Origin of the sequence: Nostoc sp. DedVER02 (assembly GCF_034530675.2) — a bacterium.
Classification (GTDB): Bacteria; Cyanobacteriota; Cyanobacteriia; order Cyanobacteriales; family Nostocaceae; genus Nostoc.
Genome location: NZ_JAVRCP020000006.1, coordinates 172,385 through 194,222 on the forward strand (window position 1 = coordinate 172,385; position 21,838 = coordinate 194,222).

The following is a 21,838-nucleotide window of genomic DNA, read 5'->3' on the forward strand; positions in this document are numbered from 1 at the left end:
GCGAACCCGTAGGGTAGGGGTCTTAAACCCATTTATTCAGATAATATATTAATAAGATTATAAAGTATAGGAATCCGGTTTGATTTGGAGAAAATATCCGTAGGATGTGTTAGCGACAGCGTAACGCATCAAACCTGTGATAATAGTGCGTTACGAACTCCGTTCTAACACACGCTACAATACCTAATTTCGTTCAAAAATCAAATAGTAATCCTATATATTATTGAATTTTTAATTAAACATGACTATATATAAAAATGCTGAACTCTTTAAGAAAATTATTACTTGCTTACTGACAATTAGCTTAGTAACAGCCTGTAATGCAATCCGAGCTTATGAAAAAAATCCATCTCAACAAAAAATATTGAGTGGTGATAATTATGGACAGATAAATAATCAAGGACGATTACGCACTTACTATCTTTACATTCCAAAATCTTATCATCCAACCCAACCAATGCCATTAGTTTTAGTATTTCATGGAGATGCTGGTACTGGTCGATCAATTAGTGATGTTACGCGCTTTAATAATTTAGCAGAACAAAAAGGATTTATTGTTGTTTATCCAGATGGAATTGATAAAAAATGGAGCCTTAGAGGTAATTCTCAAGGAAAGGTAGATGATGTTTTATTTGTCAGTGCTTTAATCGATCATCTTAAGCAAGAAATCAATATTGATAGTCATAAAGTCTATGCCACTGGTTTCTCTAGAGGCGGAATCCTTACCCAAGCTTTAGCATGTAAGCTATCTGATAAAATTGCTGCTTTTGCATCAGTAGCTGGCTCTCTTCCAGTTCGACTCAAACCTAATTGCCAACCTCAGACTCCGATCTCAATGATGATCGTTAACGGTACAAACGATCAAGATGTCCGTTATGAAGGTGATGACCACAGTCAACGAGGAGCGCTTGTTTCTATTTCAGATATGTTAAGCTTTTGGCGATCGCACGATCGATGTATTTCATCTGATGCATCTCCACAACTTCCTGGAATTAACTCTAGCGAAAGCTCAAAAGTCAAAGCTGTTTACTACTCAAATTGTAGTGGCAACTCAGAGGTCTTACAATTAGCTGTAGTAAATGGGGGACATTTTTGGCCTGGTGGTGCTTCAACCGATCCCAACCTCAATAAGTTTAATGCCCAGCTTGGCTTAAACGCCAGTCAAACCATTTGGGAATTTTTTCAACGCCATAGTTTATCTTAAGCAACTAAATTTTATCGAGATTATCTTTTTACTTTTAACCACTCTAAAACACCATCAACATCAGTAACCTGTTCTCCTGGCGGTATGGCTGGACGGTTTATCATGACAACCTTCACGCCCAGTTCTCGCGCTGCAATAATTTTGGGTTTTGTCGCATTGCCACCGCTATTTTTGCTCACGATGGTATCAATATTATGATGAATTAGGATTTGCCTTTCATTATTGAGGGTAAAGGGCCCGCGATCGCACAAAATCTCTCCTGTTGGCACTAAAGCATCATCAGTCGGAGGGTCAATCATCCGCATCAGAAACCAAATTTTCTCGTACTTAACAAAAGCGGCTAGTTCTTGCCTGCCAACTGTCAAAAATACTCGCTGTGCCTGGTTTGCTAGAGATGCGGCGGCGGCTTCAACACTGTCAACTTCAATCCAGCGATCGCCACTTTCTTTTTCCCAAGGCGGGCGAATTAACATTAAACGCGGTATTCCGACTTCAGTTGCCGCATCTGCCGCATTAAAAGAAATTTGACTCGCAAAAGGATGGGTTGCATCAATTAATAAATCGATTTGCATTTGACGCAAATAGCTAGCCAATCCAGCTACACCACCGAAGCCACCAACCCGTAAATCGCCCAACGGAATTGAAGGTTCACGGGTGCGGCCGGCTAGAGACGTGATTGCTTCTAACCCTTGAATAGTCGCCAGTTTCGCAGCTAATTCTGCGGCATCTCCCGTCCCACCCAAAATCAAAACGCGCATCATTACAATAAAGGTGGAATTTTTGCTAAAATGCCCTTTTTCATGGCTTCTGGACGCTCCGACCAAGGCAGTAAACCATCTGCTTTAACATAATATTGACTAGCGCATTCTAGTACCGCAGATGCACTACCATCAACGGCTAAATCACCAAATAAATATGTTAATTTGCCTTTGGCAGCAAAAGCAACTACACAAGAACGATTACAAGCACTCATGCATTCAACTTCTTTAATTGGGAATTCATCTCGTAAGTTCCAATCTTGTGCAAGCTGCTGAAGTTCGTTTAGAAGTTTTTGACCACCACTTTCACCTAAGCGTTTTCCCTCTTGCCAAACGCTAGCGCAAGTTTTACACACAAATAAAGTATGGTCAGCAACACCCAAAGGATTCGTTGGGGAAACATTTATAGTAGTAGTCATCTGTACCTCGCAGATATATAGAACTGGTAAATCTATTTCGGCGGGCATCCTGACTTACTCAATTTGAAATTTTAGATTACATTTCAAATTGGTTTACAGTTGCGGGACAGCGCCGGATTTGCACCGAACTTTCCCCGTTACCTCTGGTAGCTGCTCCCCACCAGAACCGAATAACCTTATCGATCATACACTAGGGTCATCTCATAAAAGGATATTACCAACAGCTAACGAGCGAATATCCTAACTTTGCCTAACTCCATAAAATAGTGTCACATAATAAAGTTAGCTTAATTTTCTTTTTTTCTTGCTTGATCCAAGAAGTATATGCTAACGTTAATATTCGTGTGGTTAAGGACGTATAGCTCAGTTGGTTAGAGCGCTACGTTGACATCGTAGAGGTCACTGGTTCGAATCCAGTTACGTCCATTTTTTTGAAATGTCCAGCCTAAATAAACAGTGGGAAAAATTTAGTGCCGTGTTTGTAAACCTGTATACTTACTTGAGTCTATAGGTTACTGAAGACTTGGCTTAGTCTTTAAAAACCTCACACATTTTAGGTGTGGGAGCATCAAAGTAATTACTGCCACTATATCACCTATGTGCTGTTGCGATCGCACCAAAAGGGTAAAAATGCTTGAGCGCTACTCGTCCTACTACAAAAGGTGAGTACCAAAAAATCAAACATGCCTCAAAGCTTTTAGAATTATTGGATGTGGATAAAGTACGTAAGGCTTCGCCAGACTGCGATCGCCTCTTCACCACACTAGCTGCAATAATGGGTGCATCAGCAAGCTAATATAACAAAGGGTAAAATATCCTTGAGCGATCGCAATTCACCCCTAACATCAAGCTATCATCGGATATTGTGGAATTTCTGTGCGTAACTCGATAGCATCTATGACCGCCTCTCACTCTGAAACTCCATCTACCAAACCCGATGCAAGTACTTTTATTTCCGACCATCAGCAGGTTGACCGGAGTAAGCTAAGTCAAATGTACTTGCACTATGTCGAGACGAAGGATAAATATCCTCACGCAATATTGCTGTATCGGGTGGGTGATTTCTTTGAATGCTATTTTCAAGATGCTGTCAAACTAGCGCAAGAATTAGAATTAGTCCTCACTAGCAAGCAAGCTGGTGAACAGGGACGAGTGGCGATGTCTGGTGTTCCGCATCACGCTTGGGAACGCTACACCACAATGTTGGTAGAAAAAGGTTATGCAGTGGTAATTTGCGACCAAGTGGAAGATGCTTCTGAAGCTGCTGGTAGATTGGTGCGGCGGGAAGTAACGCGCATTCTTACCCCCGGCACTTTGTTAGAAGAAGGAATGCTAAAATCCAGTCGCAATAATTACCTAGCAGCAGTGGTAATTGCCGCAAATCATTGGGGTTTAGCTTATGCAGACATCTCCACAGGGGAATTTCTCACAACTCAAGATAGTGATTTAGAACATTTGACCCAGGAATTAATGCGCTTGCAACCTTCAGAGGTGTTAGTTCCGACAAATGCGCCTGATTTGGGTAGTTTGCTACGTCCCGGAGAAACTTCGCCCCATCTACCGGAGTGTTTGCCACCATCATTTTGTTATAGTTTGCGATCGCAAGTTCCATTTTCTCAAGGAGAAGCTAGACCTAGATTATTGCAGAAATTTAAGGTGCGATCGCTCGAAGGACTGGGTTGCGATGATCTTCCCCTCGCTGTCCGTGCGGCTGGTGGTCTTATAGAATATCTGGAAGATACACAAAAAGAAAACCAAGTTCCTCTGCAAAGACTCCGCACCTATACTGTCACTGACTACTTGATTGTTGATAGTCAAACCCGCCGTAATCTGGAAATTACTCAAACCGTTCGGGATGGAACTTTTCACGGTTCTCTACTCTGGTCACTAGATAGAACTAGTACAGCGATGGGTGGGCGGGCTTTACGGCGGTGGTTATTGCAACCATTACTTGATATTAAAGGCATTCGGGCACGTCTTGATACCATCCAAGAATTGATGGAAAATACACCTCTGCGTCAAGATTTGCGGCAGTTGTTACGCCAAATTTATGATTTAGAACGTCTCACTGGAAGGGCGGGTTCTGGTACAGCTAATGCCAGAGATTTAGTAGCTTTGGCAGATTCTCTCTCACGTTTACCGGAATTATCTCACTTGGTAAATGAAGCGCGATCGCCATTTCTCAAAGCTTTACAGAAAGTCCCAAGTGTGTTGGAAGAATTAGCAGAAAAGTTACACGCCCATCTTGTGGAGTCGCCACCCATATTAATTAAAGAAGGTGGATTGATTCGTCCTAGTGTAAATCCCCTGTTGGATGAGAGAAAAGCAACTGTAGAAGCAGACCAGCAATGGATTGCCAACTTGGAAGTTGATGAAAGGGCTAAGACGGGAATTTCGACGCTGAAGGTAGGATTTAACAAAACTTTTGGTTATTACATCAGCATTTCTCGCACCAAAGCTGACCAAGTACCCGCTAATTACATTCGCAAGCAAACTCTCACCAATGAGGAACGTTACATCACCCCAGATTTGAAGGAACGAGAAGCCCGAATTCTCACAGCACGCGATGATTTAAATCAGTTGGAGTATGAAATTTTTACAGCGTTGCGAGAAGAGGTAGCACAAGAGGCGGAAGTAATTCGTAATCTATCTCGTGCAGTGGCAGCGGCGGATGTATTGTGTGGTTTGGCTGAGTTGGCGGTGCATCAAGGTTACTGTCGTCCAGAAATGTTGTCTGGAAGGGAAATAAATATTGTTGATGGCCGTCATCCTGTGGTGGAACAGTCTTTACCTGCGGGTTTCTTTGTGCCGAATTCGACTCAATTGGGTCAAGAGTCATTAGTCATTAGTCATTTGCCATTAGCAGATGACCAAGAAAAAATAACAAATGACCAAGGACAAATGACAAATGACAATCCCGATTTGATTATTCTTACCGGGCCAAACGCCAGTGGCAAAAGTTGTTATTTGCGTCAGGTGGGATTGATTCAGTTAATGGCGCAGATTGGTAGTTTTGTACCAGCTAGGTTTGCTAGATTGGGAATATGCGATCGCATTTTCACCCGTGTAGGGGCAGTAGACGATCTTGCAACTGGTCAATCTACCTTCATGGTGGAAATGAATGAAACGGCGAATATTCTCAACCATGCCACATCTAGGTCACTAGTTTTATTAGATGAAATTGGTCGAGGAACGGCGACATTCGATGGTCTTTCCATCGCTTGGGCGGTGGCAGAATATATTGCAGTGGATATTCGGGCGCGAACAATTTTTGCTACTCACTACCATGAATTGAATGAACTGGCAAGTATTTTGCCGAATGTAGCTAATTATCAAGTGACGGTGAAAGAATTACCCGACCAAATTATCTTTTTGCACCAAGTTCAACCGGGAGGCGCTGATAAGTCTTATGGTATTGAAGCAGGAAGATTGGCAGGTTTACCAGCAGTAGTAATTCAACGAGCTAAACAAGTAATGGGACAAATTGAGAAACATAGTAAGATTGCGATGGGACTGCAAAATTTGGATTAAAGCAGTTGTTTAAGACGGTAGCCCATACCATGAACTGTTTCAATAAAATCATCAAAAGCTCCGGCTGCTTTGAGCTTTTGACGTAGACTTCTAAGATGAACTTTCACAGCATGTTCTTCTGGAGGAGACTCTAGCGACCAAATATGTTCAATAATCACGCTGCGACTCAGAACCCGACGACCATTTCGTAGCAATAACTCTAATATCCCGTACTCTTTTGGGGTTAAATGGAGCATATTTTCTCCATAACTCACTTCGTAAGTGCTGGGGTTAAGGTGCAAATTGCCCCATTCTAGAATCGGTGGTGATGAAACATTACCCCGCCGAAGCAAGGCGCGAATTCGGGCAAATAGTTCTTGCAAATCAACTGGTTTAACGACATAATCATCAGCCCCCGCATCTAATCCAGTGATTTTATCGCTAACGGTGTCACGAGCAGTCAGCATGAGAACAGGCATAGTGTAGTTGTGCGATCGCAACCGATGGCATAAACTAATTCCATCTAGTTCTGGTAACATCACATCAAGCAGCAGCAAATCATAATCCAGCATTTTGGCTTGATTCCATCCAGCCTCACCATCTGCCACCACATCAACCATATAACGCTGGTCTGTAAGGGCTTCTGCTAAAGTTTCGGCCAGGCGGACATCATCTTCAACTAAGAGAATTCGCATAAATTTTTTTAACCCTACATACTAGTTATGTTTAAAACAATCTGTGAACGCTCTTTGAGAAAATATTGCAAAAAGTAACAATTTTTAGTTTTTGTGATTTCTTTCCGATTTCTTTACCATTTCCTGAGTGATTTCCTTACTTCTGGTATGCAATTCTTGATTGAATGTAGGTTTCTAATAACCTCCTTAAGAAGTTCCAAAAGAACTTGATGTTTAACCAGGAGATTTTCAGAAAATGGCTTTTGGAGCAAGTTCACGTTTAGGTATCAGCCTGTTTGAAGACAGTGACTCAATTGAGAGAGTACCCGGTTATTCAGCAGAAGAACTTGAAGCTCTCATCACAGTTATCTACAGACAGGTGTTAGGAAATGCCTATGTGATGGAAAGTGAGCGGCTGACTATTCCTGAGTCGCAGTTTAAGCGGGGTGAAATCAGCGTCCGCGAATTTGTGCGTTTGGTGGCGAAGTCTGAGTTATATCGTTCTCGATTTTTTCACAATTGTCCTCGTTATCGGGCAATTGAGTTGAACTTTAGGCATTTGCTTGGTCGCGCTCCTATTGACTTAGAAGAAATGCGATCGCACAGTACTATTCTCGATGAACAAGGCTTTGACGCTGATATTGATTCCTATCTTGATAGCGACGAGTACCAAGATACCTTCGGAGAGAACATTGTACCTTATATTCGAGGCTACAAAACCGAAGCTTTTCAGAATATCGTGCAGTTTACCCATATATTCCAATTAGTTCGAGGAGCCTCTAGTAGCAGCCTCAAAGGGAATTTGGCAGGTAAGCAACCTCGTTTAAATAGTTTGGTAATTCAAAGCACCCCTACCCCTGTGGTTTCACCAGCTAGCAGTGGTGCAACATTCCGCAATCCGCCACTTGGTTCTAGAACTCGTCATGGTGTAGCAGCTAGTGATGAAGGTAAGGTATATCGATTGGAAGTTACTGGTTATCGAGCAAAGGCAGTAAATCAGATTTCTCCATTTCGCCGCAGCAACCAAGTTTATCTCGTACCCTTCAATAAACTCTCGCAAGAATATCAACGCATTCACCAGCAAGGCGGCGTGATTGCGAGTATCACCCTTGTTAACTAGTGCTGAGTTATGAGTGCTGAGTTATGAGTAGGAAATCCCACCTTTTTACTCAGACTGTTTTGCCCAATTCCCCATGCCCAATGCCCAATTCCCAATTCCCAAATATATTATGCCTATTCCTTTATTAAATTACTCCCCTTCATCTCGAAACCATCGTGTATCTGGATATGAGATTCCTGGCGATGAGCAACCAAGAATTTATACAGCCGAACATCTGCCATCGTCACTAGAAATAGATGTCTTGATTATGGCTGCCTATCGTCAGATTTTCCACGAACAACAGATGCTAGATAGCAACCGCCAAGCCTTTTTAGAATCCCAACTGAGAAACGGTCAAATTACAGTCAAGGATTTTATTCGAGGGTTAGCAATATCTGATGCATTTCGACGACTCAATTACGAAAGCAACAATAACTACCGCTTTGTGCAGATATGTGTACAACGTTTCCTCGGTCGTGAAGTTTACAATGAACGCGAAAAACTGGCCTGGTCGATTGTGCTAGCTACCAAAGGAATACAAGGTTTTATCGATACTTTAGTGGATAGTGAGGAGTACATTAGTAACTTTGGTTACAATACAGTTCCCTATCAACGGCGACGAATTTTGCAAGGACGTTCTCAAGGTGAATTACCTTTTGCAAGGATGGCTCGTTATGGCGAAGATTATCGTGACAAATTACCGCTTCCCATAATTAGAAAGCAGATTGAGCCTTTTACTTTAAAAACCTTTTTACGCAGTTCTGACAGGGATGTGGTGTTATGGCTATTAGCTTCGTTGCTGGGGCTGATTGTCTTGTTTACTTGGCTAACTGTATCTGGTTACTTGCCAAAGTTGGGCGGATACTAGCTGAGAATTTAACAAAGTGCGATCGCCTAATATAGCGATCGCACTCTACTTTTCAAAAATGTAGAATAGGCAATTTCCACCAGAAGCGCCTCTGCATAAAACAAAAAACTATTTATCCAATAAGTTCATTTAAAAATCGATTTAACCACTGCATTTATTTCAAAATACTTGAAGCAAAACAATGTTGCCGCCACAAGCGCATAAAAAGCTCCAATGTTGGATAAGAAGCCGTCATTTAATCTGTTCGGGTCACTTTTTTGTATTTGAAACCATAGACTATTCTTGTGTTGATAGATTTACTGACTGTATAACCGTTTTAGGAGGAACATTAATTTCTGTTGAGCCGATTGATAAAATTTGGATGGGCGACCATCGACAGGTTCTTCTTTATCGTGTTAAAGCCAGTTTGTTTACGCCTTGTCATCAGTTAAGGCAATACTGGTTTAAGTATGGTGGTTTATACACTAGATTTGATAAACATTGTTAAAAGTTTTGATATCTAAGTAAGTGGGTCAAATTAAATAAAAAACCTCACCCTGCTCCGGCTTCCCTCTCCAAAGTATCGGAGAGGGATTGAGGGTGAGGTTTGATCTTAATATTTAATTACGCCTACTAGTCTGCCAACCCAAAAATGCTAAGTGAGGGCTGGGGAAAGGGGAAAGGGAAAAGGGTAAGGGATTTAAACCCTTTCCCCCTTCCCCTTTACCCTTTACCCCGCCAAGTTCCCTTGGCGTACTACTACCCACTTAATAACTTCTATGATTACGTTACGATGTGAGGTAATAGGCGATAAAAAGCATTTCTATGATTGTAACTACAGCGAAGTGGACAATAGATGAATATCACAGGATGATCGCGGGAGGCATCCTAGACGCTCGGCATGTAGAACTACTAAAGGGAGAAATTGTAGAAATGTCACCAGAAGGAGAACCTCATGCCTACTTCAGCAGTGAAGCTGGGGAATATCTGATTCAACTTTTAGGCGATCGCGCCACGGTTCGCCCTAGTAAACCGATTACCCTTCCTAACAACTCTGAACCTGAGCCTGATATTGCTGTTGTACAAAGATTGGGACGTGAATATTTAGAACATCATCCCTATCCTAAAAATATCTTCTGGTTAATCGAATATTCAGATTCCAGTTTAGATAAGGACTTACAAATAAAAACTAAAATTTATGCTGAAGTAGAAATTTCTGAATATTGGGTAGTTAATCTTCAAAAGCGACACATTGTAGTATTTCGAGATCCTCAAGATGGAGAATATGCTTCAAAAATCACATTAACTGGAGGTACTATTTACCCACAAGCATTTCCAGATTTGGCTATATCAGTAAGTTCCATTGTGAGTATTTAGAAGTAGAAACTAAATTTACAGATTAATATGGCTTGTTCGCTATGCATTCATCTTTAACCAGCCAAATACCTGTTCTACTGTCAACTCTAAATCAATCCCATCTAAAACAGGCAAGCGATCTTCTCTATGATAAAACTCTGGTTGTTGATGTGGTTTAAATACGAGAACTGATCGATCATCAGGATCGATCAACCATCCTAGCTGACAACCATATTTTAGGCAGTGCAAAATATTGCTTGTAACTCGATTGGAACTCCGATCTGGAGAAAGAATTTCAATTGTCCAATTAGGAGCAATTAGCACATCATCTATAGGTTCTCCGTTCTGATCAAACTCAATTTGTTGCCAACGAATAACCGCTACATCTGGAACAATTGACCGACCACCAAAACTACAACGCAACTCTGGAAAAGCATAAGCGATTTGCTTTTCTTCTGTGACTTCATTAATTCCACTAACCAATTTAGCCTGAAGTCGTGAGTGGCGGGTTTTCGGCATTGGTTTCTGGATAATCTCTCCATCAATATAAATACTTGCAGGCTTTGTTTCTGGTAACTTGAGAAACTCTTCCAGGGTTAGGGATACAGATTTCGCAACACTCATGACTTCTGCCAATTTGAAAGTCCTATGTTTAGTTTATCAATGTTCATAACTAATGGATAAGCAGAAAACAGTAAACTAAACCAGATACTTCTAATCTTTCTTTTCTATTATCATGCCAGATTTTAATATTATCAATCTTGCTCCAATCTCTATCGGCTTTAGCATTGTTGCATTAGGGACAATTTACTATTTTCTCAACCTAGAAGTAACTAGACGGCAACGAGCAGAAGTAATTCTACGGCAACAAACTGAGCGGGAACGGTTAGTAAATCAGATTGCTCAACATATTCGTGAATCTTTGGAGTTAGAGGAGGTTCTTACTACCACAGTTGCAGAAGTGCGCGAGTTTCTCCAAGCAGATCGGGTGCTGATTTATCGCCTTTGGGAAGATGGCACTGGTAGCGCAATTACTGAAACAGTTTTACCTGAATATACAAAGATTTTGGGAGAAACTTTTCCAGAAGAAGTGTTTCCGAGAGAATATCATCAAGCTTATTCATTGGGGAAAACCCGCGCGATCGCTAATATTGAACAAGCTGATGTCGAATCATGTCTAGCAGACTTTGTAAAACACTTCGGTGTCAAAGCCAAGTTGGTAGTGCCAATTCTCCAAGAAAATCGGGAAGCAGATAAGCAACGCGATCGCCAAACTCCTGCTTCTACTCCTTATCTTTGGGGCTTATTAATTGCTCATCAGTGCGATCGCACCCGCATCTGGGAATCTTGGGAAATTGAATTGATGAAGCAACTTGCAACCCAAGTGGCGATCGCTATCCAACAATCAGAACTTTACAAACAGCTACAGACACTCAACGCTGAATTAGAAAACCGCGTTCAACAACGAACTCAAGAGTTAGCGAAAGCCAATGTTTCCCTCCGAGCCGAAATAGCTGAACGTCAACGCACCCAATCCGCCCTGCAAGCCTTAATTACTGCCTCTCCTCGCGCCATCTTCACACTTGATTTAGAAGGAAATGTGAAAATCTGGAATCCTGCTGCTGAACGGATGTTTGGCTGGACAGAGGCGGAGGTGATCGATCGTCCTAACCCAATTTTTTTAGACGATCAATTAGAGGAATACAATACTCTGCAACAAAGTATATTGCAAGGGACAACTTATACCAGAGTTGAATTGCGCCGTTTTAAGAAAGATGGCACTGCGATCGATATAGTTTTCTCTGCCGCTCCCTTGCATGATAGCGATGATAGTATCAACGGTATGGTGGCAGTGATTGCTGATATCACCCACCAAAAACAGCAGGAAGAACAGGTGCGGTTGCTGCAATCTGTGGTTGTAAATACAAATGATGCTGTAGTTATCACCGAAGCTCAACCAATTGGCGAACCTGGGCCAAATATTATTTATGTTAATGAAGCATTCACCCGAATCACAGGTTACAGCTTAGAAGAAGTTTTAGGTAAAACGCCCCGTATCCTGCAAGGAGCAAAAACAAGTCGCGCTGAACTAGATAAAGTCTGGATTGCCCTTTCTCGTTGGGAAACAGTCACGGTTCAGGTAATCAACTATCGCAAAGATGGCTCTGAATTCTGGAATGAATTCAGCGTTGTACCCGTAGCCGATCAAACTGGCTGGTACACTCACTGGATATCAGTACAACGTGACATTACAGGGCGCAAGCGGTTAGATGAAATTCGGATGGCACTAGAGCGAGAGCGAGAACTCAGCGTCCTCAAAACACGCTTTTTCTCAATGGCATCTCACGAGTTTCGCACACCTCTAAGTACTGCTTTAGCCGCAGCCCAATTGCTAGAAGACTGTCAAGATGAATGGGATAACTCTTCTAAGCGACTAAGGAACTTACAGCGAATTCAACTCTCTGTCAAAAATATGGTTCAGATTCTAGACGATATTCTAACCATCAATCGAGCCGAAACTGGAAAACTAGAATTTAATCCCAAACTTTTAGATTTAGAAGCATTCTGCGGTTATTTTGTGGAAGAAATGCGCTTAAGTACAGACCAAAGGCATACACTTAGTTTTGTTTGCCAAGGAAAAGCTGTTCCTGCCTCGGTAGATGAAAGGTTGTTGCGTTCCATTCTGTCTAATTTGCTGCTGAATGCGATTAAATATTCTCCTCAAGGGGGGAATGTTCATCTTAGTCTGGAGTTTAAATCAGATACGGTAATGCTCCAAGTTCAAGATCGGGGTATTGGAATTCCGTTAGCGGATCAAAAGCAGCTGTTTGAGCCATTTCATCGTGGCAATAATGTCAAAAGCATTCCTGGTACAGGATTAGGATTGGTAGTGGTTAAAAAGTGTGTAGATTTACACCAGGGTCATATTAACATTACCAGTAAAGTAGGAATTGGTACTACTTGTGCGATCGCTCTCCCATTATTACAAGTAGGACTTACGCAATAAGTCTCAGAAACGAATGACACGCTTGTAAAGCCCATAAGCTTCTGTCGCCTCCCGTCTTTTGCATCAAAGCGTAGCGTTTTTAATGCAAGAGGATGCATTGGCATTGTTGCTCGACACATTGGCATTGTTACCCGATGCAATGGCATTGCAGCCCGATACATTGGCATCGTTGCTCGATGCAATGGCATTGTTACCCGACGCATTAACATTGCAGGGTATTGCCAAATTTAATTCGTTATGAATTAATTGAATGCTGTACTCAGTAACGCATCAAACCCTTGATAATGTTGGCTTTCGTTCCTCAACCCAACCTACGCCAGTAGGATGTGTTAGCGACAGCGTAACGCATCAAACTCTTAATAACGTTGGCTTTCGTTCCTTAACCCAACCTACGCCAGAATAGTAGGATGTGTTAGCGACAGCGTAACGCATCAAACCCTTGATAATGTTGGGTTTCGTTCCTCAACCCAACTTACGCTAGTTTTAGTTTTTAGCCTTAACCCAAGCGTATTGCTCTAAAATACCTAATTTCGTTCAAAAATCAAATAATAATCCTATAAAAATTAATCGAATGCTGTACTCAGTAGTATTGTTCGAGATTGCTGAAACCAGCTTTTGGTAAAGAATTGTAATCCAAAATCCAAAATTCAAACCCCAAAATTAGTATGAGTCCCTGACTACGGTAGTCTAGATAAAAGTGAATTTATCGCCTGCGATATTATATTGTTTTATGACTTCAGTTGTTTCTAGTCCTCCACGCACTATTCGGATCGGTTCGCGCAAAAGCCAACTTGCTCTAGTTCAAACTTATTGGGTACAAGCGCAACTCCAAAAAAGCTTTCCTGATATCACTTTTGAAGTCCACACCATGTCTACCCAAGGCGATAAAATCTTGGATGTAGCATTAGCTAAGATTGGCGATAAAGGACTTTTTACTAAAGAACTTGAAGTTGGAATGCTCAATCATGAGATTGATTTTGCAGTTCATTCCCTCAAGGATTTGCCGACTAACTTGCCAGAAGGGTTAACACTGGCAGCAATTACTGAACGAGAAAATCCAGCCGATGCATTAGTTGTGCATGAAAAGCACAAAGATAAACAAATCGATACATTACCCGAAGGTGCGGTAATTGGGACATCTTCGCTGCGGCGGTTAGCACAGTTACGCCACAACTTTCCCCACTTTACTTTTAAAGATGTCCGGGGAAACTTAATTACACGCTTGGCAAAACTAGATGCAGGCGAATATGATGCCCTAATTTTGGCAGCCGCAGGATTAGAAAGATTGGAAATGAGCGATCGCATTCATCAAATTATTCCTAATGAAATCTCCCTCCACGCAGTTGGACAAGGTGCTTTAGGAATAGAATGCCGTGCTGATGATAGTGAATTGCTATCTCTACTCAAAGCCATCGAACATCCCGCAACACGCGATCGCTGTCTCGCTGAACGATCTTTTCTACGCTCTTTAGAAGGCGGATGTCAAGTACCCATCGGTGTAAATACAGAAGTATCTGGTGAAACTTTGACTTTAACAGGCATAGTTGCCAGTATAGATGGTCAAAAGCTGGTAAAAGATACCGTCACAGGAATTGCCAACAATGCCGAAGCGCTAGGCACAGAACTAGCAGAAGTATTACGGAAACAGGGAGCAGAAGAAATTTTATCAGAAATTTTTGCGGTAATTCAGCGCGGTTCCTAAGCAATTGGGCAAGCCGATGTGATTAGATAAGAATTGATCGCCGTTGCACCAAAAACGCGAAAAATTGCGTTGGTCGCGTGCGATCGCAGAGTGAACTGGACAATTCTAGACAGAATCGGGGAAGCAAAAATTACCATGCGGATTCTATTTGTTGCAGCAGAAGCAGCACCCGTTGCCAAAGTAGGAGGAATGGGTGATGTTGTTGGGGCATTACCCAAATTCCTGAGAGAAATGGGGCATGATGTGCGGATATTCTTGCCTTACTATGGCTTCCTGCCAGACAAAATGGAAATTCCCCAAGAACCCATCTGGTGGGGAGATGCCATGTTCCAGCACTTTGCAGTCTATGAAAGTGTTCTACCTGGTACTGATGTTCCCTTGTACTTATTTGGACATCCGGCCTTTATGCCGCGCCGCATCTATTCTGGAGATGATGAAGATTGGCGGTTCACATTATTTGCTAACGGTGCAGCCGAGTTTGCTTGGAATTACTGGAAACCAGAAATTATCCATTGTCACGATTGGCATACAGGGATGATTCCCGTGTGGATGCACCAAGATCCTGATATCACCACAGTCTTTACCATTCATAACCTGGCTTATCAAGGGCCGTGGCGTTGGTATTTAGAGAAAATTACTTGGTGTCCCTGGTATATGCAAGGACACAATACAATGGCAGCAGCAGTGCAATTTGCCAATAAAGTAAATACAGTTTCGCCTACTTATGCTGAACAAATCAAAACAGCAACTTATGGTGAAACATTAGAAGGTTTGCTGTCTTTTATTAGCGGTAAGTTATCTGGGATTATTAACGGTATTGATACTGAAGTTTATAATCCTGAAAATGACAAATACATTGAGCAAACCTTTACTGCTGATACTTTAGAAAGACGTAAAGCTAATAAAATTGCTTTGCAACAAGAAGTAGGATTAGAAGTTAACTCCAAAGCCTTTTTTATTGGGATTGTAACCCGATTAGTAGAACAAAAAGGCATTGATTTGATATTACAAATCTTGGATCGCTTCCTATCTTATACAGATGCACAGTTTGTTTTGCTGGGAACAGGCGATCGCTACTATGAAACTCAGATGTGGGAATTAGCATCCCGCTTTCCCGGACGCATGGCAACTTACTTACTGTATAACGATGCCCTGTCTCGCCGCATTTACGCTGGTACTGACGCTTTCTTAATGCCTAGTCGTTTTGAACCTTGCGGTATTAGTCAAATGATGTCTTTACGCTACGGTTCTGTCCCTATTGTTCGCCGCACAGGTGGATTAGTTGATACCGTAAGCCATCACGATCCTGAAAATGCCACAGGCACCGGTTATTGTTTTGACCGCTATGAACCGCTAGACCTTTTCACTTGTATGATCCGGGCTTGGGAAGGCTTCCGTTTCAAACCGCAATGGCAAGAACTACAAAAACGCGGCATGAGTCAAGATTTTAGTTGGTATCAATCTGCTAAAGAGTACGTGAAGTTGTACAGGTCAATCTACGGTTTGCCAGAAGAAGAGGAAACACCACAACCAGAGTTAGTGTTAAACGAAGCAGTGAAGAGTAGCAAGTCCTGAGCTACGATCCCTTTAAATCTCCTTTAAAAAGGGAGACTTTGATTCCGGTTCCCCCCTTTTAAGGCTACGGTGTACACACAAGTCTGAAAATAGCTGAAGAACACAGGTTTTACCCCACCCTAACCCTCCCCTTATAAAGGGGAAGGAACTGGATTTTCCGGTTTCCCCCCAATACATCAGGGTGATTAAGGGGGTTAGGGGCAATACAGTTCATATAAGACCAAAACACTTGTAGAGACGGCGATTTATCGCGTCTCAAAAACCCTAAAGTCACAGCGAAATACTTTTCAAACAACCTCTAAGAGCTTGTAAAGCGACGGCGTACACAAAAGTATTTTAATTTGCAATGCCAATGTATTGAATAACAATGCCATTGCATCGATTAACAACGTCATTGCATCAACTGACAGTGCCAATGTATCGACTAACAATGCTATTGCATCAACTGACAGTACCAATGTATCGACTAACAACGTCATTGCATCAACTGACAGTGCCAATGTATCGACTAACAATGCCATTGCATCAACTGACAGTGCCAATGTATCGACTAACAATGCCATTGCATCGATAATATTTAGACTTGATACAATTCCTAACTCTTAACTCCTAACTATTAAATACTTGTTGCTTTCGCCCTAATCAACCAATCAGCATCATTAACGCAAATTTCCCGACCAGAAGAATCTCCTAAACGATCTAGCGCTAATAAACAAGCGTATTTTAAATCCCAAACTGGGGTATTGAGGCAAATTTTGATTTCAGGAATTGCGCGTACATCACCCAATTCACCAAGAGCGATCGCACACGCCGCGCGAGATTTCTGAAACTGCGGTTCGCGGTTATGCAGATTTTCTACTAGCAAATCGTAGGCGGGAGCATATTTCAACCAACCGAAAAGCTTCATTACATGATAATGAGCGCCATAATCGTTATATGCTTTGTCTAGATAAGTTGTTAAAAGTGCTTGGGGTGCTTCTTCTGCATAGATATCTAGTAAGGTTTTTGTCGCTAAATAGCAACGTCCAAAATCGGTTTCGTAGAGTTCGTTAATGACAAAATCTAGTACAGGGGTTGCATCATACTCATGTACTAAATCAAGGTCGTTGGGATGATCGTAAAGTACTTGTTCTAAATAAGGTTGAATTTCTGCAAAGGTAATTTCACCACTAGGAACGCCTGCATCCAAAAGCATTCGCAAACCTCGCAGCCGAAACACCAGAGATACAGGACAACGGGCAATTTCTGGGATGGCTTTGTAGTAGCGTGCATCAATCAAATCTTGAATGCAACCGCGCCGTGCATTAACGCTGGAACTTTGCAGCAGCGCCATCACCTCAGTGATTTGGGAGTAGTCACCGGTGAAACGACAAACTGTAGCGATCGCAGCACTACGGGTAGGTTCATCTTCTGCTTTAGTAAATTTATTTACACGTTCTAAAGACGGCTGATAATCAGCATTAGCTAAAGTGTGAATAATAACTCGATATATTTGACCTGGTTTATCCAGTAGTTGCGCCACTTCTTCAAGAATTTCTGGATCTTTAGTGCCGATTTCCCCGATCGCCCACACGGTATTCTCAACAGTATAAATATCATCATCTTTAAGACATTGCCGAATTACAGGTAAAGCTGATTCAGCTTGCAATCGCCCTAAACTTTCCACAGCCTTGCGTCGGACAATGCGATGATCTAACTCATCAGGGTTACTGGTTTCAATCGCTCGTACCAAAGCTGCGATCGATTGTTCAGTGGGATAGTTAATTAAATGGGAAACAGCAATATACTTATCAGAAGCGTCTTCGAGTTGTTCTAATGGTGTATCGATAATTGCGATCGCTTGATCTTCTGTTAGCCCAAACATTTTAAAAAAACGTTTATCCATTGATCTGTAAATGGCTCTTGGATAATTGCTCAGAGGTCATATTTACTATCGTACTAGGGATTGGGCATTAGACATTAGATGACTAAAATAGTTAAGTCGAAGTTTACGTCAAAATAAAATCTGCTTACTGTCTAGTAAATAAGAATTGCAATGTCTAACGGCTACTTTGCATTTACGCAGCCATTTGAGGATGATAAAAACAGATATAGGAATCCGGTTTGATTTGGAGAAAATATCCGTAGGATGTGAGCGCGGAGAGTACGGCATCAAACCTTGATAATAGTGCGTTACGAACTTTGTTCTAACACACTCTACAATACATAAGTTCGTTCAAAAATAAAATAGTAATCCTATATGAATGATTATTTAGAAGACTACGAATTTAATAACCTCGATTTTTACAGAAAAAATCATGGGTTACAGCTTTATTACAACTGGTCTGGAGAGATTTCGTGGCAAGAAACACCAGATAAGCCAAAAGAAAAATTGTTCTCTATTATTGGGATGAATGCTACTAAAGTATTTCTCAAACCCGATCCCGAACACGGCGAAGTTGGGTATCGCATCAATAGAGAGTTGGGTTTATTTTGCGATCCTGACACACAAGAAATTCTGCACTTTTGGCAGTCACCAACAACGAGTCAGCCAGTACCAGTAGTTCACATTGCTAACCGCATTGTCCAAGGGTCAGTCAAGCCAAAGAAATTTCTTATACCTAAAGGTAAGGGATATATTACCTCGGTTATGGAAATTCCTTTAGAATATCCACATCCGTTAGCAGGAGATAGTAAATATTCAGATTATTGCCCTGGAGAAAAATTTAAGGGAGTTGAGTACTTTATATCAAATACTTGCCGACCCGATGCGACTGAAGTCCCTCCTGCTAAATGGGCGAGAGACTGTCCTTGGATGCCCTGGATGAAGTTAGGATATTCTCATCCAGCTAAATTAAGATTTGAAACAACAATATTTAGAGTAGATTCTTTTGAGCAGCTTCATCCCAGCTTGGTCGAGTTGGTAAGGAAAAAAGTACCAATTTATGAATTCACACCAACAGAAAGTGATGAGCCGAATGTCACTAGCATTCAATACTTTAAGAAAAACTTTGAATCTTACTTACGAGGAGATATTTTCCCACTAGAGGAAACATCTTAAATAATTCGTAATTCGTAATTCGTAATTCGTAATTCGTAATTCAGAATTTAATTACGAATTAGTTAAGCAGTTGGTAACTATTTCTTTGACCATTTATGTGAAATAGCAAAGCATTCGTCAAACTTAGAAGATAGCTTGTTAGGTTCTGGAAACCCAATACCATTTGCCCAGTCCTCAATTTTTATTAGGAAGGTACTCAAGTCATGCTGCACTTTTCTCAGTTCCGTCTTGAAGGTGGATTGCTCAAAATCAAGATGAAATCCACGGCCTTTTGAATCCATTCCTCCATCTGACCATACACGAACAAAACCATTCACCATTTCAATCCAAGGGCTTGGATCGTGACCAAGCCAAGGCGATCGCCCTGTGGCCAAAAAATCCAACCACTCCCGCCACTCTTCTAAACCACAACAGCAACTGGGATAGATTAATTTATCAGCAGTAGACCTAACTTGAAGACCTCCTGGCAAAATCAATTTCTTGGACTCAATAACTCGATATAGAACATCGTTAGCATTACCCTCATTGTGTAAACTGTTGTAATCTACCAGTTGGGCAAATATTAAACCAACTTCCCAATCCGTCATTTCACTATATAACTGAATGCGTGAGAAAGGTTTATAGTCTGCAACAGTCCACGGCCATAGTTGCTCACCCTTATATGACGGAGCTTCTACTATAGCTTGGAGACAAGGATTGGCAATCATTACATAGATTTCCGTGTTTACATTGGTAAATTATATTAACGCGATACGCCTACGCACTTTAGCCTAAAAAGCCCAGAAAATTTATCATAACTTAAATTAAAAACTGTAGTCGGGTTCAACTTTTGAAGATTTCTATCAAAAACCTTTACCAGTGGTAACGCGATCTGAGAAGATCAGAATATATGCATGTGTCAGCTATTAGTTAGTTAACTCTTGCCAATAGTTCAATTTTATGCATTTAATAAGTGCAGATCTTTAGCGAGTAACCAAATGCAAACGATAGTCGAAAACTAACTACACATAATTCATATAAATACGCATTTAGGAAACAAAAGTTATGGATGAAACCTCAGAATTCACAACAACCGATAAGATAACCTCTCAAGATGTTGCCGAAGTTATTGCAGAACTTGAACTATATCGGGAACGTCTAGTTCAAGAAACTACAGAAACAGCAAAACGGGCTAAGTTGATGAGAGTAAATGTTATGGCACAACTGGAGCCTGAGCTTGCCAAGATTGATTCTGCCCTTCAAGAACTCCGTAATCAGCAAGCTGCCCTGAGCGCCAGCAACTAGTAATCATCTTGATAATTTAGCTATAAGTCACATGCTCGACTCCAAAACTCAATCCGGGGAGGATTCGTTAAATCTCTCTCAGGCAGAAACTGATGCAATACTAGCAGCAGTCAATGAGCAATTAGGCTTAAACTCCTTCAACCCTGATGACCAAGAGCTACTCAAGCAGATGATTGAGAGTATGGGAGACTCACGGGGGATGATTCGGTTGAGTTTTGCAGAGGCGTTGGGTAAAGTCGGGAAACCGGCGACCCCTTTGTTGATGGAAGCTGTAGCAAATCACCCAAACCCAGTTGTCCGCAGAGCCAGCGCCAAAACCCTGACACTGATTGCCGATCCGATCGCAGTTCCCACTTTGGTTAATGCCCTCTTAAATGACGAAGATACGGTGGTTAAAACCTCGGCGGTGGGAGGGCTGGCCAAAATCGGTGAGGCAGCTGTACCAGCATTGCTGCAAATCTTAGCATCAACAGAGTATCCAGAAAGCGCCAAAGGTCATGCAGTATGGGCGCTGGGATTTATTGGGGCAGAGGCAAAGGAGCATTTATATCGAGAGATTAACTCAGACTCGGCTGATGTTCGGGCTGCGGTGGTAGGTGCGATCGCTAAAATTGCTGAAGAAGGCATTGAAGAGGGAGCATTTCAAATCCTGGTAAACGCCCTCACAGATTCATCCTTAATGGTACGGTGTGAAGCGGCATCTGCTTTGGGCAGCCTGGCTTATCAACCAGCAATTCCTAATTTGGTAGAATTACTGCATCATCCCGATTGGGAGACTCGAAAAGCGGCGGCTCTAGCATTAATGAAAATTGGCGATCGCACTGCTTTAGAACCCCTACAAGCCGCATTAAGCAAAGAAGACGAAGCAGGAGTTCAGGCGGTGATTGAGTTGGCGATTTCTCAAATTGAGAGACAGTTAGAGGAAGATGCTTGGTAATGAACTGTACTTTTGACCAAGTTACTTATAGTCGTCTACTAAGTGAAGTTGCTCCCAAGGTAATTGAGACAGAAGAGGAGTATAATAGCGCCCTAGCTGTTGCAGAGCGTCTAACGTTTTGCAAGAACCGGACTCCAAAAGAGAAAGCTTTGCATAAGCTTATAGTAATTTTGATTGAAGCGTATGAAGCAGAGAATTATCCAATGGATAAATCTGCACCGCATGAAATTCTCCAACACATTATGGAAGTTAGTAACACCCGCCAAGCTGACTTGGTAAACATCATCGGGTCGAGTGGCGTAGTATCAGAAATTGTGAATGGAAAGCGGTCGATTAGTAAGGCACAAGCTAAAGCACTTGGAGATTATTTCAAGGTAACACCCAGTCTGTTCATTTAATCTATTCGTCCTCTTGGGATAGCGATCG

Annotated in this window: 22 protein-coding genes, 1 tRNA gene and 1 riboswitch; of the genes, 16 read left to right on the plus strand and 7 right to left on the minus strand. The window is 41.7% G+C overall.

Going from position 1 to position 21,838, the window contains the following annotated elements; all coding sequences use genetic code 11:
• Positions 1–241: 241 nt before the first annotated feature.
• A complete protein-coding gene (locus tag RMZ41_RS09895; RefSeq protein ID WP_322640140.1) occupies positions 242–1,204 on the plus strand; it encodes an alpha/beta hydrolase family esterase in 963 nt (320 codons plus the stop codon).
• A 20-nt stretch (positions 1,205–1,224) separates the two neighbouring features.
• Here the strand turns inward: RMZ41_RS09895 and RMZ41_RS09900 are convergent, their stop codons facing one another.
• The gene (locus tag RMZ41_RS09900) at positions 1,225–1,962 is read right to left on the minus strand and encodes a cobalt-precorrin-6A reductase (RefSeq protein ID WP_322640199.1); all 738 of its coding nucleotides are present in this window, start codon (positions 1,960–1,962) and stop codon (positions 1,225–1,227) included.
• A 2-nt stretch (positions 1,963–1,964) separates the two neighbouring features.
• On the minus strand, positions 1,965–2,381 hold the full coding sequence (locus tag RMZ41_RS09905; protein ID WP_322640200.1) for a DUF1636 family protein: 417 nt from the start codon (positions 2,379–2,381) through the stop codon (positions 1,965–1,967).
• A 21-nt stretch (positions 2,382–2,402) separates the two neighbouring features.
• Positions 2,403–2,567, minus strand: a riboswitch (cobalamin riboswitch).
• A gap of 166 nt (positions 2,568–2,733) precedes the next feature.
• Here RMZ41_RS09905 and RMZ41_RS09910 point away from each other — a divergent pair.
• The 3 genes from RMZ41_RS09910 to mutS all read left to right on the plus strand — a co-directional run bounded on the left by RMZ41_RS09910 (position 2,734) and on the right by mutS (position 5,912).
• A tRNA-Val gene (locus RMZ41_RS09910) sits at positions 2,734–2,807 on the plus strand.
• A gap of 208 nt (positions 2,808–3,015) precedes the next feature.
• Positions 3,016–3,177 carry a DUF4276 family protein gene (locus RMZ41_RS09915; protein WP_322640141.1) on the plus strand — a complete coding sequence of 54 codons (162 nt, stop codon included), beginning with the start codon at positions 3,016–3,018 and terminating at the stop codon, positions 3,175–3,177.
• Between the two features lie 101 nt (positions 3,178–3,278).
• A complete protein-coding gene (gene mutS, locus RMZ41_RS09920) occupies positions 3,279–5,912 on the plus strand; it encodes a DNA mismatch repair protein MutS (protein WP_322640142.1) in 2,634 nt (877 codons plus the stop codon).
• On the opposite strand, the gene RMZ41_RS09925 is transcribed toward mutS, so the two are convergent.
• Positions 5,909–6,586, minus strand: a complete 678-nt coding sequence (locus RMZ41_RS09925) for a response regulator transcription factor (RefSeq protein WP_322640143.1) — start codon at positions 6,584–6,586, stop codon at positions 5,909–5,911. The genes mutS and RMZ41_RS09925 overlap by 4 nt on opposite strands.
• A gap of 235 nt (positions 6,587–6,821) precedes the next feature.
• Between RMZ41_RS09925 and RMZ41_RS09930 the strand changes: the two genes are divergently transcribed.
• The 3 genes from RMZ41_RS09930 (at position 6,822) to RMZ41_RS09940 (ending at position 9,888) form a co-directional block, all read left to right on the plus strand.
• Complete coding sequence (locus RMZ41_RS09930; RefSeq protein WP_322640144.1) at positions 6,822–7,685, plus strand: phycobilisome linker polypeptide; 864 nt, start codon at positions 6,822–6,824, stop codon at positions 7,683–7,685.
• A 109-nt stretch (positions 7,686–7,794) separates the two neighbouring features.
• Complete coding sequence (locus tag RMZ41_RS09935; RefSeq protein WP_322640201.1) at positions 7,795–8,532, plus strand: phycobilisome rod-core linker polypeptide; 738 nt, start codon at positions 7,795–7,797, stop codon at positions 8,530–8,532.
• Between the two features lie 804 nt (positions 8,533–9,336).
• Positions 9,337–9,888 carry a Uma2 family endonuclease gene (locus tag RMZ41_RS09940; RefSeq protein WP_322640145.1) on the plus strand — a complete coding sequence of 184 codons (552 nt, stop codon included), beginning with the start codon at positions 9,337–9,339 and terminating at the stop codon, positions 9,886–9,888.
• Between the two features lie 39 nt (positions 9,889–9,927).
• Here the strand turns inward: RMZ41_RS09940 and RMZ41_RS09945 are convergent, their stop codons facing one another.
• Positions 9,928–10,491, minus strand: coding sequence for a Uma2 family endonuclease (locus RMZ41_RS09945; protein WP_322640146.1), 564 nt, complete (start codon positions 10,489–10,491; stop codon positions 9,928–9,930).
• A 112-nt stretch (positions 10,492–10,603) separates the two neighbouring features.
• On the opposite strand from RMZ41_RS09945, the gene RMZ41_RS09950 reads away from it, so the two are divergent.
• From RMZ41_RS09950 to glgA, 5 genes are all read left to right on the plus strand, one after another.
• Positions 10,604–12,874 (plus strand): PAS domain S-box protein, encoded by a 2,271-nt coding sequence (locus tag RMZ41_RS09950; RefSeq protein WP_322640147.1) that lies wholly within the window; start codon positions 10,604–10,606, stop codon positions 12,872–12,874.
• Between the two features lie 82 nt (positions 12,875–12,956).
• Positions 12,957–13,115 carry a hypothetical protein gene (locus tag RMZ41_RS09955; protein ID WP_322734362.1) on the plus strand — a complete coding sequence of 53 codons (159 nt, stop codon included), beginning with the start codon at positions 12,957–12,959 and terminating at the stop codon, positions 13,113–13,115.
• 9 nt (positions 13,116–13,124) lie between these two features.
• Positions 13,125–13,277 carry a hypothetical protein gene (locus tag RMZ41_RS09960; protein ID WP_322640149.1) on the plus strand — a complete coding sequence of 51 codons (153 nt, stop codon included), beginning with the start codon at positions 13,125–13,127 and terminating at the stop codon, positions 13,275–13,277.
• A 327-nt stretch (positions 13,278–13,604) separates the two neighbouring features.
• A complete protein-coding gene (gene hemC / locus RMZ41_RS09965) occupies positions 13,605–14,576 on the plus strand; it encodes a hydroxymethylbilane synthase (RefSeq protein WP_322640150.1) in 972 nt (323 codons plus the stop codon).
• 135 nt (positions 14,577–14,711) lie between these two features.
• Positions 14,712–16,151: a glycogen synthase GlgA gene (gene glgA, locus RMZ41_RS09970; protein WP_322640202.1), complete on the plus strand. Its 1,440-nt coding sequence runs from the start codon at positions 14,712–14,714 to the stop codon at positions 16,149–16,151.
• A 287-nt stretch (positions 16,152–16,438) separates the two neighbouring features.
• Here the strand turns inward: glgA and RMZ41_RS09975 are convergent, their stop codons facing one another.
• Complete coding sequence (locus tag RMZ41_RS09975; RefSeq protein WP_322734363.1) at positions 16,439–16,714, minus strand: hypothetical protein; 276 nt, start codon at positions 16,712–16,714, stop codon at positions 16,439–16,441.
• A gap of 53 nt (positions 16,715–16,767) precedes the next feature.
• Positions 16,768–18,036 carry a HEAT repeat domain-containing protein gene (locus tag RMZ41_RS09980; protein ID WP_322640152.1) on the minus strand — a complete coding sequence of 423 codons (1,269 nt, stop codon included), beginning with the start codon at positions 18,034–18,036 and terminating at the stop codon, positions 16,768–16,770.
• Positions 18,037–18,390: 354 nt separating this feature from the next.
• Between RMZ41_RS09980 and RMZ41_RS09985 the strand changes: the two genes are divergently transcribed.
• A complete protein-coding gene (locus RMZ41_RS09985) occupies positions 18,391–19,191 on the plus strand; it encodes a DUF1838 family protein (protein ID WP_322640153.1) in 801 nt (266 codons plus the stop codon).
• Positions 19,192–19,268: 77 nt separating this feature from the next.
• Here the strand turns inward: RMZ41_RS09985 and RMZ41_RS09990 are convergent, their stop codons facing one another.
• Positions 19,269–19,898 (minus strand): hypothetical protein, encoded by a 630-nt coding sequence (locus RMZ41_RS09990; RefSeq protein ID WP_322734364.1) that lies wholly within the window; start codon positions 19,896–19,898, stop codon positions 19,269–19,271.
• Between the two features lie 337 nt (positions 19,899–20,235).
• Between RMZ41_RS09990 and RMZ41_RS09995 the strand changes: the two genes are divergently transcribed.
• Genes RMZ41_RS09995 through RMZ41_RS10005 form a run of 3 tightly spaced genes read left to right on the plus strand, consistent with a single transcriptional unit; the run spans position 20,236 to position 21,810 of the window.
• Positions 20,236–20,475, plus strand: a complete 240-nt coding sequence (locus RMZ41_RS09995) for a hypothetical protein (RefSeq protein ID WP_322640155.1) — start codon at positions 20,236–20,238, stop codon at positions 20,473–20,475.
• Positions 20,476–20,506: 31 nt separating this feature from the next.
• Positions 20,507–21,412 carry a HEAT repeat domain-containing protein gene (locus RMZ41_RS10000; RefSeq protein ID WP_322640156.1) on the plus strand — a complete coding sequence of 302 codons (906 nt, stop codon included), beginning with the start codon at positions 20,507–20,509 and terminating at the stop codon, positions 21,410–21,412.
• A complete protein-coding gene (locus RMZ41_RS10005) occupies positions 21,412–21,810 on the plus strand; it encodes a transcriptional regulator (protein ID WP_322640157.1) in 399 nt (132 codons plus the stop codon). Before RMZ41_RS10000 ends, RMZ41_RS10005 begins: the two co-directional genes overlap by 1 nt.
• Positions 21,811–21,838: the final 28 nt, after the last annotated feature.

Coding starts and splice junctions, on each gene's coding strand:
- RMZ41_RS09895 (WP_322640140.1), top strand. CDS start 242: ATGACTATATATAAAAATGCTGAACTCTTTAAGAAAATTATTACTTGC.
- RMZ41_RS09900 (WP_322640199.1), bottom strand. CDS start 1,962: ATGCGCGTTTTGATTTTGGGTGGGACGGGAGATGCCGCAGAATTAGCT.
- RMZ41_RS09905 (WP_322640200.1), bottom strand. CDS start 2,381: ATGACTACTACTATAAATGTTTCCCCAACGAATCCTTTGGGTGTTGCT.
- mutS (WP_322640142.1), top strand. CDS start 3,279: ATGACCGCCTCTCACTCTGAAACTCCATCTACCAAACCCGATGCAAGT.
- RMZ41_RS09925 (WP_322640143.1), bottom strand. CDS start 6,586: ATGCGAATTCTCTTAGTTGAAGATGATGTCCGCCTGGCCGAAACTTTA.
- RMZ41_RS09930 (WP_322640144.1), top strand. CDS start 6,822: ATGGCTTTTGGAGCAAGTTCACGTTTAGGTATCAGCCTGTTTGAAGAC.
- RMZ41_RS09935 (WP_322640201.1), top strand. CDS start 7,795: ATGCCTATTCCTTTATTAAATTACTCCCCTTCATCTCGAAACCATCGT.
- RMZ41_RS09940 (WP_322640145.1), top strand. CDS start 9,337: ATGATTGTAACTACAGCGAAGTGGACAATAGATGAATATCACAGGATG.
- RMZ41_RS09945 (WP_322640146.1), bottom strand. CDS start 10,491: ATGAGTGTTGCGAAATCTGTATCCCTAACCCTGGAAGAGTTTCTCAAG.
- RMZ41_RS09950 (WP_322640147.1), top strand. CDS start 10,604: ATGCCAGATTTTAATATTATCAATCTTGCTCCAATCTCTATCGGCTTT.
- RMZ41_RS09955 (WP_322734362.1), top strand. CDS start 12,957: ATGCAAGAGGATGCATTGGCATTGTTGCTCGACACATTGGCATTGTTA.
- RMZ41_RS09960 (WP_322640149.1), top strand. CDS start 13,125: ATGCTGTACTCAGTAACGCATCAAACCCTTGATAATGTTGGCTTTCGT.
- hemC (WP_322640150.1), top strand. CDS start 13,605: ATGACTTCAGTTGTTTCTAGTCCTCCACGCACTATTCGGATCGGTTCG.
- glgA (WP_322640202.1), top strand. CDS start 14,712: ATGCGGATTCTATTTGTTGCAGCAGAAGCAGCACCCGTTGCCAAAGTA.
- RMZ41_RS09975 (WP_322734363.1), bottom strand. CDS start 16,714: ATGGCATTGTTAGTCGATACATTGGCACTGTCAGTTGATGCAATGGCA.
- RMZ41_RS09980 (WP_322640152.1), bottom strand. CDS start 18,036: ATGGATAAACGTTTTTTTAAAATGTTTGGGCTAACAGAAGATCAAGCG.
- RMZ41_RS09985 (WP_322640153.1), top strand. CDS start 18,391: ATGAATGATTATTTAGAAGACTACGAATTTAATAACCTCGATTTTTAC.
- RMZ41_RS09990 (WP_322734364.1), bottom strand. CDS start 19,898: ATGATTGCCAATCCTTGTCTCCAAGCTATAGTAGAAGCTCCGTCATAT.
- RMZ41_RS09995 (WP_322640155.1), top strand. CDS start 20,236: ATGGATGAAACCTCAGAATTCACAACAACCGATAAGATAACCTCTCAA.
- RMZ41_RS10000 (WP_322640156.1), top strand. CDS start 20,507: ATGCTCGACTCCAAAACTCAATCCGGGGAGGATTCGTTAAATCTCTCT.
- RMZ41_RS10005 (WP_322640157.1), top strand. CDS start 21,412: ATGAACTGTACTTTTGACCAAGTTACTTATAGTCGTCTACTAAGTGAA.